The following is a 13,055-nucleotide window of genomic DNA, read 5'->3' as shown; positions in this document are numbered from 1 at the left end:
TGCCGTCATGAACAGGTCCGTCCGGCCGCCGAGGTGCAGCAGCCGGACGGACCCGTATACCTATGCCTGCCTGTCGCTTACTTGAAGGAGAGTTCCGAGAACACTTCCTGCGTCAGCGGCGAGACGTTCGGGGGGTTGACGTTCTTGGCGAACGCGATGGCCGGCGGGGAGGACGAGATCGGGACACCCGGCAGGTAGTCCATGATCGCCTCGTTGGCGGCCTCGTAGGCGGCGGTGCGGTCGGCGGCGTCGGCGATCTCGTTGCCCGCGTTCACCGCGTCGAACAGCTTCTCGTTCTTGAAGCCCCACTGCTTGTCGAACCCGGCGAACCAGGTGCCGATGAAGTTGAAGCCGTCGTTGAAGTCACCGGTCCAGCCGAGCATGTGCAGGGCGCAGGAGCCCGCCTCGGTGGCGTCCAGGTAGTCCGGGGCCCACTTCATGGCCTTCGGGGTGACCGTGATGCCAGCCTTCTCCAGGTCGGCCTTCATCAGCTCGAACAGGTCCTGCGGGGCAGGCATGTACGGGCGGGTGACCTCGGTCGGGTAGCAGAACTCGATCTTGAGCTTGCTCTCACCGGCGTCGGCGAGCAGCTCCTTCGCCTTGGCGGTGTCGTACGGGTAGGTCTTCACCTTGTCCGAGTAACCGGCGACGGTGTCCGGCATGAACTGCGTGGCCACCTTGCCGCCCTCGGGCAGCTGGGTCTTGACGAGGTTCTCGCGGTCGAGGGCGTGTGCGATCGCCTCGCGGACCTCCTTCTTCTTCAGCGCCGGGTTGGCCGACTGGGTCATGCCGACGTAGAAGAGGTTGAAGACGCCACGGGTCGGGACCTGGAAGCCCTCGCCCTCGAGGGTCTTGACGTCGGCGGGCGCGACCAGGTCGTAGCCGTCGATGTCACCGGCCTGGAGGGCCTGGCGGCGGCCGTCCTCGGTGTCGATGGTGCGGACGACCAGGTTCTTCACCTTGGCCTTGTCGCCCCAGTAGTCGTCGAAGCGCTCAAGGCTGACTTCCTTGTTGCCCTTGTTCCACTTCGTGATCTTGTACGGGCCGGTGCCGGCGACCATGCCGGCCTCCTGGCTGTACTTGGGGTACGTGATGGCGTCGCCCTTGGCGGTCGCCTCCTGCTTCTCGTACTCCTTGAGGGCCTTGGGCGAGTGGATCGCCAGGGCCTGGAGGGAGAAGCCGCCGGGCAGGTTGGCGGAGGGCTTCTTGACCTCGATGACGGCGGTGTTCTCGTCCTTGGCGGTGCAGGACTTGTAGTTCGCCTCGGGGGTCTCGGGGTCCTCGTTCTTCGCGAAGCCGCCCATGATGGTCTGCCAGTAGTAGGAGACCGCGCTGGACTGGTACGTGCCCTTCCAGTTGAACCAGTGGTCGTAGTTGGCGCACACGGCGTCGGCGTTGAAGGTCTCGCCGTCGTGGAACTTCACGCCCTTGCGGAGGTTGAAGGTCCAGACCGTGCCCTTGTCGTTGCTCTCCCAGCTCTCGGCGAGGCCGCCGACGAGCTTGCTGCCGCCCGACTCGTGCTCCAGCAGGGCCTCGAAGGCCTGGCGGGTGACGCGGAAGGTCTCGCCGTCACTCGCGAGGGCCGGGTCCAGCGAGCTGGGGTCGCCGGGGGCGCCGAACACGAACGTGTCCTTGGCACCGTTGCCGTCGTCTTCCTGGTCTCGCTCACTGGCGCAGCCTGTGACGATCAGACCGACCGCCAACGCGGCCGTGATCGCCCTGGCGGCACGGGATCTGGGTATGCGCATAGGGAGGACACTCCGGGTTCCGCTGGAAAAAGGGAATGCACTACTGACCGCCAGAACACTACAGACTGCAACGGGCGGCGGAGAACAGTCCGCATAGCGGTGATACCTAGTCGAGATCTGAACACTCAATAAATCGGAGACTACTGGTACATCGCGGGTGCGAAAGTTAACTTGCCTGATACACGCAGCAGTTCGCGTCCCGGCGCGAACGGCGTTTGCGCAGGCCAGAGGTGATGGGGTGACTGCGCTCAGTAAGCATGGGGCGCGGTCGCACCGGGCTGAGGACCGGACACGGGCGGGTAGCCGTACCCGCTGACCGGCGCGGCGTGCGCCTCACGGTCGTAGAACGGCCGGGCGTTGGCCCGCAGCCACATCGCGACCGGGTCGTGTTCGTCCGACATCGCGACCGTCGAGACGGGGAGTCCGTCCGGTACGGCGCTGACGGACTGCTGCATCATCGCGCGCACCGAGTCGACGGCGGGCGGCGAGGTGTCGTACACGTCCAGCCCGATCGCGAGGTACGGCGCGCCGAGCGCGGGCTGCACCCAGGCGCGGCGCAGCGAGCGGACGGCCGGGGTGCGGTGGGCGTTCTGGGTGAGCAGGGCGTAGAACTGCGGGACCTCGATGCCCGGTTCGGACAGTCTGAGCGGCCCGGCGGGCTGGCGGTCCAGGCCGGTGGCGATCCGGCGCAGGTCGAGCCAGGGTACGCCGACGCCGCCGCCGGGGGCGTGCGGATTCAGCCAGAGTCCGTAGTGGTCCGGGTAGAGCGCGCGGGCCACGTCGATGCCGTCGATGACCTCGTACGAACGGTTCCAGCCACTGGCCGACAGCTCCTGGGCGGAGGTGACGCAGGGGGCGTAGCCGAAGCCGTCGATCTCCATGTTGCCGTACTGGGCGTCGGGGGAACCGGACTGGCCGTGCCAGAGCAGCATCCAGATCCGGCCGGAGGACGGGGTGGCGAGCGCGCGCAGGAGGGCCTCGTAGGCGTCGTAGCGCCCGGGCGTCACCTGGCGCAGCATGTGCTCGACCTGACCGGCCGCGGCGGTGCCAGCGCTCACCTTTTTACGCCCCTCCGTACAACGCGCCTGCTCGGTTGTGACCCTAGCGTAAGCCTCCGGCGTGCTCGCGGGGTCGGGGTGTGCGCGCGTGGTCTTTCGCGTGCGGGTTCGTCGTGGTTGCTCGCGCCCACGCGGCGGCGCCGCGCATCGGTACAGCCCCGCGTCCCCCGGGGAAGCCGCGCTGCCCGGCGACGAAAGGTCCCCTATGTTCCCTGCTGGTAGAACGGCCGGACCTTTTCCCTCAGCCAGGTGACCACCGGGTCGTCCGTTACGTCCATCAGGAGCAGGTTGACCTGCCACTTGACGGGGGACTTGGTCAGGGCCCGGGAGAGGGCGTCCATGGGGAGGAGGCGCAGGTCGCCCTCCCACTGGGAGAGTTCGACGCCGACGAACATGACCGGCTCGTCGGTCTCGATGGCGGCGAGACAGCGGCGGGCCGAGCGGACCACGCCGGTGGACGCGAACTCGGCGGCGGCGGCGGTGAGGAAGTCGACCGGGTCGTCCTGCCAGTCGGGTTCGAAGAGGCGGACCCGGCCGCCGCTGGCGAGGCCGTCGAGCGGGGTGCGCCCGGCCCGGCAGAGTTCGGCCACGGCCTGCGGCGGCAGCGGGATGCCGACCACGCCGTCCGGGTTGACGGCGATGCCGACCTGCGGGGGCAGCCCGCGGGCGAACTCCACGGCGGGGGCGACGGTGTACGACATGTGCGGACCGGCGACCTGGCGGAGCTGTTCCTCGGAGCTGAAGACGGGGACGTAGGCCTGGCCGTCGATCTCCAGGCTGGGCAGGTCGAGCGGGCCGCTGTCCGGGCCGCCGCCGCTGGGCAGCGGCACCCACAGGAAGCTGCGGCCCAGCACCTCGACGATCCGGGCGCCCGCCGAGGGCACGCCCAGGGAGGCGGAGAGCACCTCCTCCAGTTCGTTGCCGGGCCATCCGCCGTGCGAATGGGGGTGTGCCTGCGCCGGGAAGTCCATCTGTTACCGCCTGCTCCGTACCACTGCTGGTGTGGCTGAAAAGGCTAGCGGGTGCCGCCCGGACGCCCCCGGCCCCCGCTCAGCCCGTGAAGCCGATCCGGCGCAGGGTGTCCGCCGCGTCGCGGTCGAGCAGGACCGCCGAGCCGCAGCCGTCGGGCAGGTCGCCGCGCTCCACCCGGCGCAACAGCCGGGCGGCGGCGCCGCGGTGGCGCCGGAACGCGTACCGCGAGACACCGCGCCCGCGTTCGCGCTGGCCCTCCAGGGCCTGCTGCGGGGTGACGTCGAGGACCAGCAGATGCAGGGCGCCGCCCCGGCGGCGTGCCTCGCGGGCCAGCCAGCCGCGCACCCAGGCCTGGGTGCCGCAGTCGTGCACGACGACGGGCTCGTCCGCGCGCAGGGCGCGGCGCAGCCCCGCGTAGTGGGCGAACCGGACGAGGGGGCGGTAGACGGCGTACGGCAGCCAGGACGGCGTACGGCTGTCCCAGCGGTCGCGGCTGTCCTGGGAGTCGATGCGCCGGGCGCGGACCGCGCGCCGCATCAGGGTGGACTTGCCGCTGCCGGGCAGTCCGGTGACCACGACGAGGTCACGGGGTCCGAAGAGAAGGGCGTGCGGACTGCGGCCGCCGCGCTCGCGCAGGTCGCGCAGGACGGGGGAAGGCCGTGGAAGGCATGCCTCGCGGGCGGGGGCGGCGGGCTGCTTGGGCAGCGCGAGACCCGAGGTGGTGGCGTACGCCGCCGTGGTCCTGTTCACCGTGATCGTCCTCCCTGGGGCGGTTCACGTGCTTCCCTGCCCATCGACTGTAAAGCGAAGGTAATACGGGGCGACTCGTCTTTTTGTGCGCTTCCCGCAACAAGCCCGCTACAGAGCGCTGTGCGAAGACTCCCCCTGCCGCCCCGCGTCGATGCGTGCAATGATGTGCCCGCCAACTGCATACCGGCCGTTTGAATCCGCGCGGGAGAGTCCCCAGCCAGCCGCTGGGGCGCCGAAGGAGCAAGTCCCTCCCTTGAATCTCTCAGGCCCCGTTACCGCGCGGGCGAGGCACATCTGAAAAGCGGGCCGCCCTCTGGTGGTCCCACCCAAGGTGCAAGTCATGCCGTACGCGGTCATGACGAACCTCTCAGGTTCCGATGACAGATGGGGAGGAATGACCTCGCCCCCGCCGTCATGCCCTGGAGACGACCGACCGATGAGCAGCACCGAACCCCGCCGTACCGCGCTCGACGCCGTGCACCGCGCGCTGGGCGCGACGATGACCGACTTCGCGGGCTGGGACATGCCCCTGCGCTACGGCTCCGAGCGCGACGAGCACAACGCCGTGCGCACCAGGGCCGGACTCTTCGACCTCTCCCACATGGGCGAGATCACGGTCACCGGCCCGCAGGCGGCGGCCCTGCTGGACTTCGCCCTCGTCGGCAACATCGCCTCCGTCGGTGTCGGCCGCGCCCGCTACACCATGATCTGCCAGCAGGACGGCGGCATCCTGGACGACCTGATCGTCTACCGGCTCGCCGAGACCGAGTACCTGGTGGTCGCGAACGCCTCCAACGCGCAGACCGTGCTGGACGCGCTGACCGGGCGCGCCGCGGGCTTCGACGCCGAGGTGCGCGACGACCGGGACGCCTACGCGCTGCTCGCCGTGCAGGGCCCCGAGTCCCCGGCGATCGTGAAGTCCCTCACCGACGCCGACCTGGACGGCCTGAAGTACTACGCCGGGCTGCCCGGCACGGTCGCGGGCGTCCCGGCGCTGATCGCGCGCACCGGCTACACCGGCGAGGACGGCTTCGAGCTGTTCGTGAAGCCGGAGCACGCCGTGGAGCTGTGGCAGGCGCTGACCAAGGCGGGCGAGGCCGCGGGTCTGGTGCCGTGCGGGCTGTCCTGCCGGGACACCCTGCGCCTGGAGGCGGGCATGCCGCTGTACGGGAACGAGCTGAGCACCTCCCTGACGCCCTTCGACGCCGGTCTCGGCCGGGTGGTGAAGTTCGAGAAGGAGGGCGACTTCGTCGGGCGTACGGCGCTGGCCGAGGCGGCCGAGCGGGCCGCGGCCAACCCGCCGCGCGTGCTGGTCGGCCTGGTCGCCGAGGGCCGCCGGGTGCCGCGCGCCGGGTACCCGGTCGTCGCCGACGGCCAGGTGATCGGCGAGGTCACCTCCGGCGCCCCCTCCCCCACCCTGGGCAAGCCGATCGCGATGGCGTACGTCGACGCCGCGCACTCGGCGCCGGGCACGGCCGGGGTCGGTGTGGACATCCGAGGCAGCCACGAGCCCTACGAGGTCGTGGCGCTGCCGTTCTACAAGCGGCGGAAGTAGACACTGGACGCGGTGGTCCCCCGTGACCCCGCGCACACGCACGCCGCTCACCAGCGGTTTCACCGGGCTTTTCAGATATCCCCTCGTCATCAGCACCTCCCCGCGTACAGGAGAATCCAGGTCATGAGCAACCCCCAGCAGCTGCGCTACAGCAAGGAGCACGAGTGGCTGTCGGTCGCCGAGGACGGCGTCTCGACGGTCGGCATCACCGAGTTCGCGGCCAACGCGCTCGGCGATGTCGTCTTCGCCCAGCTCCCCGAGGTGGGCTCCACGGTGACCGCGGGTGAGACCTGCGGCGAGCTGGAGTCGACCAAGTCGGTCAGCGACCTGTACTCGCCGGTGTCCGGCGAGGTCACCGAGATCAACGAGGACGTGGTGAACGACCCGTCGCTGGTGAACTCCGCCCCCTTCGAGGGTGGCTGGCTGTTCAAGGTGCGGGTCTCGGAGGAGCCCGCCGACCTGCTCTCCGCCGACGAGTACGCCGCCCACACCGCCGGCTGAGGAGTCGTAACCGGATGTCTGTCCTGAACACCCCCCTGCACGAGCTGGACCCGGCCGTCGCCGCCGCGGTCGACGCCGAGCTGCACCGCCAGCAGGCCACGCTGGAGATGATCGCCTCCGAGAACTTCGCGCCGGTCGCGGTGATGGAGGCGCAGGGCTCGGTCCTCACCAACAAGTACGCCGAGGGCTACCCGGGCCGCCGCTACTACGGTGGCTGCGAGCACGTCGACGTGGTCGAGCAGATCGCCATCGACCGCGTCAAGGAGCTGTTCGGCGCCGAGCACGCCAACGTCCAGCCGCACTCGGGCGCGCAGGCCAACGCGGCGGCGATGTTCGCGCTGCTGAAGCCCGGCGACACGATCATGGGCCTGAACCTCGCGCACGGCGGGCACCTGACCCACGGCATGAAGATCAACTTCTCCGGCAAGCTCTACGACGTGGTCGCCTACCACGTCGGCGAGGACGGCCGGGTCGACATGGCCGAGGTCGAGAAGCTGGCCAAGGAGAGCAGGCCGAAGCTGATCGTGGCGGGCTGGTCGGCCTACCCGCGGCAGCTGGACTTCGCCGCGTTCCGCCGGATCGCGGACGAGGTCGGCGCGTACCTGATGGTCGACATGGCGCACTTCGCCGGTCTCGTAGCGGCCGGGCTGCACCCCAACCCGGTGCCGCACGCGCACGTGGTCACCACCACCACCCACAAGACCCTGGGCGGCCCCCGCGGCGGTGTGATCCTCTCCACGGCCGAGCTGGCCAAGAAGATCAACTCCGCGGTCTTCCCAGGTCAGCAGGGTGGCCCGCTGGAGCATGTGATCGCGGCCAAGGCCGTCTCCTTCAAGGTCGCGGCGAGCGAGGACTTCAAGGAGCGGCAGCGCCGTACCCTGGAAGGCGCCCGTATCCTCGCCGAGCGCCTGGTGCGGGACGACGTGAGGGCGGTCGGCGTGGACGTGCTGTCCGGCGGCACGGACGTGCACCTGGTCCTGGTGGACCTGCGCGACTCCGAGCTGGACGGCCAGCAGGCCGAGGACCGTCTCCACGAGGTCGGCATCACCGTCAACCGCAACGCCATCCCGAACGACCCGCGACCCCCCATGGTCACCTCGGGTCTGCGGATCGGCACGCCCGCCCTGGCCACCCGCGGCTTCACCGCCGAGGACTTCGCCGAGGTCGCGGACGTGATCGCGGAGACGCTGAAGGCGGCTTCCCCCTTCGGGGGAGCCGACGTCGAGTCACTGAAGTCCCGAGTGAAGGCCCTGGCGGACAAGCACCCCCTGTACCCCGGCCTGACCAAGTAAGTCCCAGGTGGCGCGCCCGCTCCGAGACCCGGAACCGGGTGCGCCGCCGCCCCGCCCCTGAGGAGTGACCGTGGCCATCTCGGTCTTCGACCTGTTCTCGATCGGCATCGGCCCGTCCAGCTCCCACACCGTGGGCCCGATGCGGGCGGCGCGCATGTTCGCCCGCCGCCTGCGCAACGAGGGCGTACTGCCCTCCGTCGCCGCCGTGCGCGCGGAGCTGTACGGCTCCCTCGGCGCCACCGGCCACGGCCACGGCACGCCCAAGGCGGTGCTGCTCGGCCTGGAGGGCGCCTCGCCGCGCACGGTGGACGTGGAGACGGCGGACGACCGGGTCGAGGCGATCAGGGCCGCGGGTCGGCTGACGTTGCTGGCCGAGCACGAGATCCCCTTCGACTTCGACAAGGACCTCAAGCTCCACCGCCGCAAGGCCCTCCCCTACCACGCCAACGGCATGACGCTCTGGGCGTACGACGCCGACGGCGCCGAACTGCTGTCCAAGACCTACTACTCGGTCGGCGGCGGATTCGTCGTCGACGAGGACGCGGTGGGCGCGGACCGGATCAAGCTCGACGACACGGTCCTGAAGTACCCCTTCCGCACGGGCGACGAACTGCTGCGCCGTACGCGGGAGACCGGCCTGTCGATCTCCTCCCTGATGCTGGAGAACGAGCGCGCCTGGCGCACCGAGGACGAGATCCGCGCGGGCCTGCTGGAGATCTGGCGGGTCATGCAGGCGTGCGTCGACCGCGGCATGACCCGCGAGGGCATCCTGCCGGGCGGGCTGCGGGTACGCCGCCGCGCCGCCGTCACGGCCCGCCAACTGCGCGCCGACGGCGACCCGCTCGCCCACGCCATGGAGTGGATCACCCTCTACGCGATGGCGGTGAACGAGGAGAACGCGGCGGGCGGCCGGGTGGTCACGGCCCCCACCAACGGCGCCGCCGGGATCATCCCCGCGGTCCTGCACTACTACATCAACTTCATCCCCGGCGCCGACGAGGACGGAGTCGTCCGCTTCCTCCTCGCCGCGGGCGCCATCGGCATGCTCTTCAAGGAGAACGCCTCCATCTCCGGCGCCGAGGTCGGCTGCCAGGGCGAGGTCGGCTCCGCCTGCTCGATGGCCGCGGGCGCCCTCGCCGAGGTGATGGGCGGCACCCCCGAGCAGGTCGAGAACGCCGCCGAGATCGGCATGGAACACAACCTCGGCCTGACCTGCGACCCGGTCGGCGGCCTCGTCCAGATCCCCTGCATCGAGCGCAACGGCATGGCCGCGGTCAAGGCGGTCACCGCCGCCCGCATGGCCCTGCGCGGCGACGGCTCCCACAAGGTGTCCCTCGACAAGGTCATCAAGACCATGAAGGACACCGGCGCGGACATGAGCGTGAAGTACAAGGAGACGGCGCGCGGGGGCCTCGCCGTGAACATCATCGAGTGCTAGGCGCCGGGGCGGCCACCAGAGGAAGCGGGTGGCGGTGACGGGGCCGGGGCCGGGGGTGCCTCCGGTCCTGCGGGAGGGCGCGGCCCCGCGCTTCGCGGCCCTCTTCGGAAGCGAACCGGAAGCGGTGCGGAAGCGGTAGGGGGCTCCCCCCGGCAGCGGTGTCGGCGGTTTCCTTGCGGGAAGGTGTCCGCCCGGCGCGGTGGGCACGCCGCGGGTGCGCGAGGAGGACGCCAGCCATGCCCGGGCAGCAGACGCAGTGCCCACGGACCGAGCTTCCCTACGACGAGATCAGCCACGACGACTACGCGGAGGCCGCCGCGCGGGACTTCGTACCCTTTCCGGTGCTGGCGGGCGTCACCCTGCTGAAGGGACCGTGTCCGCGGTGCGGGGGGACGATGTCCGTGCACCTCGTCGAGGACATCGTGCGCGGTGGGCGGTCCGGCGCGGTCGCGAGCGGGCCGTACCACACCATGCGGTGCGGGTGCCGGAACGCGCACCCCGGGCAGCCGGAGGGCCGCGAGGGCTGCGGCGCGTACTGGAACATCGTCGTGGCGCGGGCGGACCCGTCATGAGCCGCCCGGTACTGCGGCCCGGTCCCCCGGCGACACCCGGCGATCTGCACCGGGCACAGCATCGTGAGGAACTGCTGAGCGGAACCGAACTGGAGCGCATCCGCTCGGCGGCGGTCGCCTGGCGCAACGGGCTGGGCGGGCTGCTGGCCGGGCTCATCGGCTTCGGTCTGGTCAAGGGCCGCTCCGACGTCACGCAGCTGTCGGCCGTGCCGGGCGTCGCGGTGGGCGTGCTGCTGGCGCTGGCCGCGCTGGCCGGTGGAGTGGCGGCCTGGCTGGTGTTGCGGGCCGCGCACGGCATGCCCCGGGTGACGCCCGCCGCCGGGCTGCCCGGCCGGGTCGCGGACGAGCACGCGCAGGCCACCGCCGCCGCGCGTGATCTGCGGCGGGGCAGTGCGCTGGTGGTGGCGCACGCGGTGCTGCTGATCGCCGCCGTCGGTCTGACCTGGTACGGACCGGCGCGGGCCCAGCCCCGGGTCGAGGTGGTCACCCCGGACGTCACCGCGTGCGGCACCGTCCGGCTGATCGCGGACGGCACCATGACCGTGCGCGCCGGGGACTCGGATCTGCGCGTTCCGCTCGGGGAGGTGCTCACCATCACCGCGGTCGACTCGTGCCCGCCCCGCTGACCGGCGTACCGGTGTTCAGTGGCCCATGTGCACGAAGGGCGCCCACAGGATGGCGACCTCGGACTCGGTCAGGTCCCGCAGCTCCCGCATCGCGCTGTGGAGGGCCCGCGCCACGTCGTCCCCGGTGGGGTCGGCGCGACCGGCGACCGCGGTGAAGACCGCCTCCGCGGCCTCGGCGATGGCCTCGTCGTTGGCCGTCCACAGCGAACCGATCACGTCCCGCCAGCCCGCGAAGCGCAGTGCGGCGGTCAGGCTGATGGCCTCGTCCATGTTGACCAGCCCCCCGTTGGCCGTCTCGCACGCCGCCAGGAAGGCCAGATCACCGGGGTGCGCCCCACCGCCCGCGAGCTGAGCCACGGTCAGCACCCCGTCATGGAGTATCAGCCCGCCCTGGGAGGGTTCGGCGAGGTCCTGCTTGCCGTGGCAGCCGAAGTGGGCGTACCGGTGCTCCCGCAACGCGTCGCGGACCCGCGTCACCGTGGCGTCCCCCTGCTCCAGACAGGTGTGCCGCTCGCCCGGGAACAGATCGGCCAGCCCCTCCCGCTCCGTCAGACCGAGCTTGGGGTGGCCCTCGGTCTCCGGCATCGCGACGACGAGCAGCCGCGCCGGTTCGGCGTGCGCCGCCCGAGACGGCTCGGAGGCGGTCAGCAGGTGCAGGGTCGGGGTGTACGAGGAGACGACCCGGTCCATCACGGTCTCGCCCGGCGTGCGCCCGGCGCCGTGCTGGCCCGCGGCGTGCAGCGGCACCAGCGACAGCACGCTCGTCGGACACCACCAGAGCCGCGGCAGCGGCTCACCGGCGGCCCGGGGGACGTGGCCGAGCGCCGTCATGACCGGTTCCGCGATCTTCTCCCAGGCCCACTCCAGCAGGTCCCGCGCGTGCGTGTTCCGTTCGCCGGGTGATGCCGGGACCTCGCCGAGCAGGACGCCCAGATGCGCGAAGAGGGTGTCGACCGCCTCGTCGAAGACGATCCCGGGCAGCGGCACCACCCGCACACCAGCGGCCGAGACCACCAGCGCGTCGCTGCGCCAGCGGCTGAAGTTGACCAGTACGGCCGCCCCGTCGACGGCCCAGTGCGCCCTCAGGTGGGACAGCGTCACCTCGGCCGGTGCGACGGCTGACGCACCGGCGAGCGACTGCGCCCAGATCACCCCCCGGCCCCGTTCCAGCAGTTCCACCGCCAGGCCGGGGTCGCCCGTGTTCAGCGCGCACGCCGCCGCGTCGGACGCCAGTGCGACCCAGGCCCGCCGTGCCAGGTGCAGTTCCTGGTCGGACCGGTCGAGTCCGCGGTGCGCCAGCAGCGGCAGGGTGTGCACGGCGATCCGGTACGCCTCCAGCGCCGAGGTCCAACTGCCGCGCTCGGCCTCGAACATGGCCCACTTCTGGGCCGTGTCCAGCCGCACCCAGGGGGTGGCGCCGTCCATCTCCGTCACCTCGCGCCAGGCGGCGACGGCGACCGCGGCGTCAGCGGCGTCCCCCGTCAGGTCGTACCGCATGCGGGCCGCCGTGGCCCGGTTGGTCAGGGACGCGCCGCGGCTGCGGTGGTTCCGGGGCAGCATCGCCACCAGCGTCTCGCTCGTCGTCAGCGCTTCGTCCAGGTGGTCGACCCGGGACAGCAGTTCACCGGCCCACATCAGGGCGGCGACATGGTGGTTGAGGATGTCGACACGGGCCGGATGCCCGTCCGGGAGGGTCCGCACCGCCTCCCCGCTCGCCGCCACCGCCTCCGTCAGCAGGCCCTCGTCGCCGTCGGCGCGGCGACCGGCGTGGCTCAGGGTGATCGCGAGGTGCGAGAGGACCAGTGACCGTTCCGCGCTCTCCGGCTCGACCCGCCGGGCGGCCTCCCGGCACCGTCGTACCGCCTCCTCCAGATGAGCGGCGTCCTCGGACATCTCGTACTGGAACAGCAGGGCCATGCCCAGCGCCGCGAGGAGCTGCGCCCGGCCGGGAACCCGTCCGGGGAATGCGTCGCACGCCTCGCGCAGCAGTCGTACGCCGTCACTCAGGTCGTCGCGTCGGCCGATGAGCTTGAACCGGCCGATCAGCGCTGTGCCGACACCGTGCGCCACCAGTGCCCGCAGCAGGGGGTCGGGCCACTCCCCGTCGAGCAGCGGTCGCCCGAGTGTGATCACCTCGTCGAGGTGTGCGGGGTCGCCGCCGCCCCCCTCGTATGCCAGGCACAGGGCCGTCACCCGGTGCCAGACCGCCACGAGGTGGCCGGGGTGGCCCTCGGGCAGCAGGGCGAGCAGTTCCCGTGACCGGGCCGACAGGCGCGCCAGGTCCCGCGCCGACCCGGTGTTCTGGTAGCGCAGCAACAGCCCGTGCTGGAGGTGGAGTCCCGCCTGCACGGCATCCGGTGTCGTGCCCTCGGCCCGCCCGGCGAGGTGGTCGATCAGCGCGTCGAGGCGGTCGGCGGGCAGCCTGCCCTGGCCCGCCTGATCGAGCTGGGACGTGATCTCCGCTTCCTCCCGGGCGACGCGGGTCTGCTCCGCCAGCGTCGTACGGGCCTCACGGAAACGGTCGAGCAGTCTTCCGAGCATGC

At 71.5% G+C, this 13,055-nt stretch carries 11 protein-coding genes and 1 riboswitch; of the genes, 6 read left to right on the top strand and 5 right to left on the bottom strand.

What is annotated here, in order from left to right; translation table 11 throughout:
* Window positions 1–77: 77 nt before the first annotated feature.
* The 4 genes from ACFVQG_RS30480 to ACFVQG_RS30465 all read right to left on the bottom strand — a co-directional run bounded on the left by ACFVQG_RS30480 (window position 78) and on the right by ACFVQG_RS30465 (window position 4,528).
* Complete coding sequence (locus ACFVQG_RS30480; protein ID WP_383389515.1) at window positions 78–1,748, bottom strand: ABC transporter substrate-binding protein; 1,671 nt, start codon at window positions 1,746–1,748, stop codon at window positions 78–80.
* 248 nt (window positions 1,749–1,996) lie between these two features.
* Window positions 1,997–2,806 (bottom strand): enhanced serine sensitivity protein SseB C-terminal domain-containing protein, encoded by an 810-nt coding sequence (locus ACFVQG_RS30475; RefSeq protein WP_383389513.1) that lies wholly within the window; start codon window positions 2,804–2,806, stop codon window positions 1,997–1,999.
* Between the two features lie 203 nt (window positions 2,807–3,009).
* Window positions 3,010–3,777 carry an enhanced serine sensitivity protein SseB gene (locus tag ACFVQG_RS30470; RefSeq protein WP_383389511.1) on the bottom strand — a complete coding sequence of 256 codons (768 nt, stop codon included), beginning with the start codon at window positions 3,775–3,777 and terminating at the stop codon, window positions 3,010–3,012.
* A gap of 79 nt (window positions 3,778–3,856) precedes the next feature.
* A complete protein-coding gene (locus ACFVQG_RS30465; protein ID WP_383389510.1) occupies window positions 3,857–4,528 on the bottom strand; it encodes an AAA family ATPase in 672 nt (223 codons plus the stop codon).
* 192 nt (window positions 4,529–4,720) lie between these two features.
* Window positions 4,721–4,816, top strand: a riboswitch (glycine riboswitch).
* Between the two features lie 148 nt (window positions 4,817–4,964).
* Here ACFVQG_RS30465 and gcvT point away from each other — a divergent pair.
* From gcvT to ACFVQG_RS30435, 6 genes are all read left to right on the top strand, one after another.
* A complete protein-coding gene (gene gcvT / locus ACFVQG_RS30460; protein ID WP_383389508.1) occupies window positions 4,965–6,083 on the top strand; it encodes a glycine cleavage system aminomethyltransferase GcvT in 1,119 nt (372 codons plus the stop codon).
* A gap of 123 nt (window positions 6,084–6,206) precedes the next feature.
* Window positions 6,207–6,584: a glycine cleavage system protein GcvH gene (gene gcvH, locus ACFVQG_RS30455; RefSeq protein WP_383389506.1), complete on the top strand. Its 378-nt coding sequence runs from the start codon at window positions 6,207–6,209 to the stop codon at window positions 6,582–6,584.
* Between the two features lie 14 nt (window positions 6,585–6,598).
* Entirely contained in the window at window positions 6,599–7,876 is a 1,278-nt protein-coding gene (gene glyA, locus ACFVQG_RS30450) for a serine hydroxymethyltransferase (RefSeq protein WP_383389500.1), read from the top strand.
* A 70-nt stretch (window positions 7,877–7,946) separates the two neighbouring features.
* A complete protein-coding gene (locus ACFVQG_RS30445; protein WP_383389496.1) occupies window positions 7,947–9,314 on the top strand; it encodes an L-serine ammonia-lyase in 1,368 nt (455 codons plus the stop codon).
* Between the two features lie 236 nt (window positions 9,315–9,550).
* On the top strand, window positions 9,551–9,886 hold the full coding sequence (locus ACFVQG_RS30440) for a hypothetical protein (RefSeq protein ID WP_383389494.1): 336 nt from the start codon (window positions 9,551–9,553) through the stop codon (window positions 9,884–9,886).
* A complete protein-coding gene (locus ACFVQG_RS30435) occupies window positions 9,883–10,512 on the top strand; it encodes a hypothetical protein (RefSeq protein ID WP_383389492.1) in 630 nt (209 codons plus the stop codon). The genes ACFVQG_RS30440 and ACFVQG_RS30435 overlap by 4 nt, the downstream gene beginning before the upstream one ends.
* A gap of 15 nt (window positions 10,513–10,527) precedes the next feature.
* On the opposite strand, the gene ACFVQG_RS30430 is transcribed toward ACFVQG_RS30435, so the two are convergent.
* Window positions 10,528–13,053 carry a CHAT domain-containing protein gene (locus ACFVQG_RS30430; RefSeq protein WP_383389490.1) on the bottom strand — a complete coding sequence of 842 codons (2,526 nt, stop codon included), beginning with the start codon at window positions 13,051–13,053 and terminating at the stop codon, window positions 10,528–10,530.
* Window positions 13,054–13,055 lie beyond the last annotated feature (2 nt).

This window comes from Streptomyces sp. NPDC057877, from assembly GCF_042796855.1.
Lineage (GTDB): Bacteria > Actinomycetota > Actinomycetes > Streptomycetales > Streptomycetaceae > Streptomyces.
This window is presented reverse-complemented; position numbering and strand designations above follow the sequence as displayed.

Excerpts from the sequence above, each read along its gene's own strand:
- ACFVQG_RS30430 (WP_383389490.1), bottom strand. The coding sequence starts at position 13,053 with ATGCTCGGAAGACTGCTCGACCGTTTCCGTGAGGCCCGTACGACGCTG.
- ACFVQG_RS30440 (WP_383389494.1), top strand. The coding sequence starts at position 9,551 with ATGCCCGGGCAGCAGACGCAGTGCCCACGGACCGAGCTTCCCTACGAC.
- ACFVQG_RS30480 (WP_383389515.1), bottom strand. The coding sequence starts at position 1,748 with ATGCGCATACCCAGATCCCGTGCCGCCAGGGCGATCACGGCCGCGTTG.
- ACFVQG_RS30470 (WP_383389511.1), bottom strand. The coding sequence starts at position 3,777 with ATGGACTTCCCGGCGCAGGCACACCCCCATTCGCACGGCGGATGGCCC.
- gcvT (WP_383389508.1), top strand. The coding sequence starts at position 4,965 with ATGAGCAGCACCGAACCCCGCCGTACCGCGCTCGACGCCGTGCACCGC.
- gcvH (WP_383389506.1), top strand. The coding sequence starts at position 6,207 with ATGAGCAACCCCCAGCAGCTGCGCTACAGCAAGGAGCACGAGTGGCTG.
- ACFVQG_RS30435 (WP_383389492.1), top strand. The coding sequence starts at position 9,883 with ATGAGCCGCCCGGTACTGCGGCCCGGTCCCCCGGCGACACCCGGCGAT.
- glyA (WP_383389500.1), top strand. The coding sequence starts at position 6,599 with ATGTCTGTCCTGAACACCCCCCTGCACGAGCTGGACCCGGCCGTCGCC.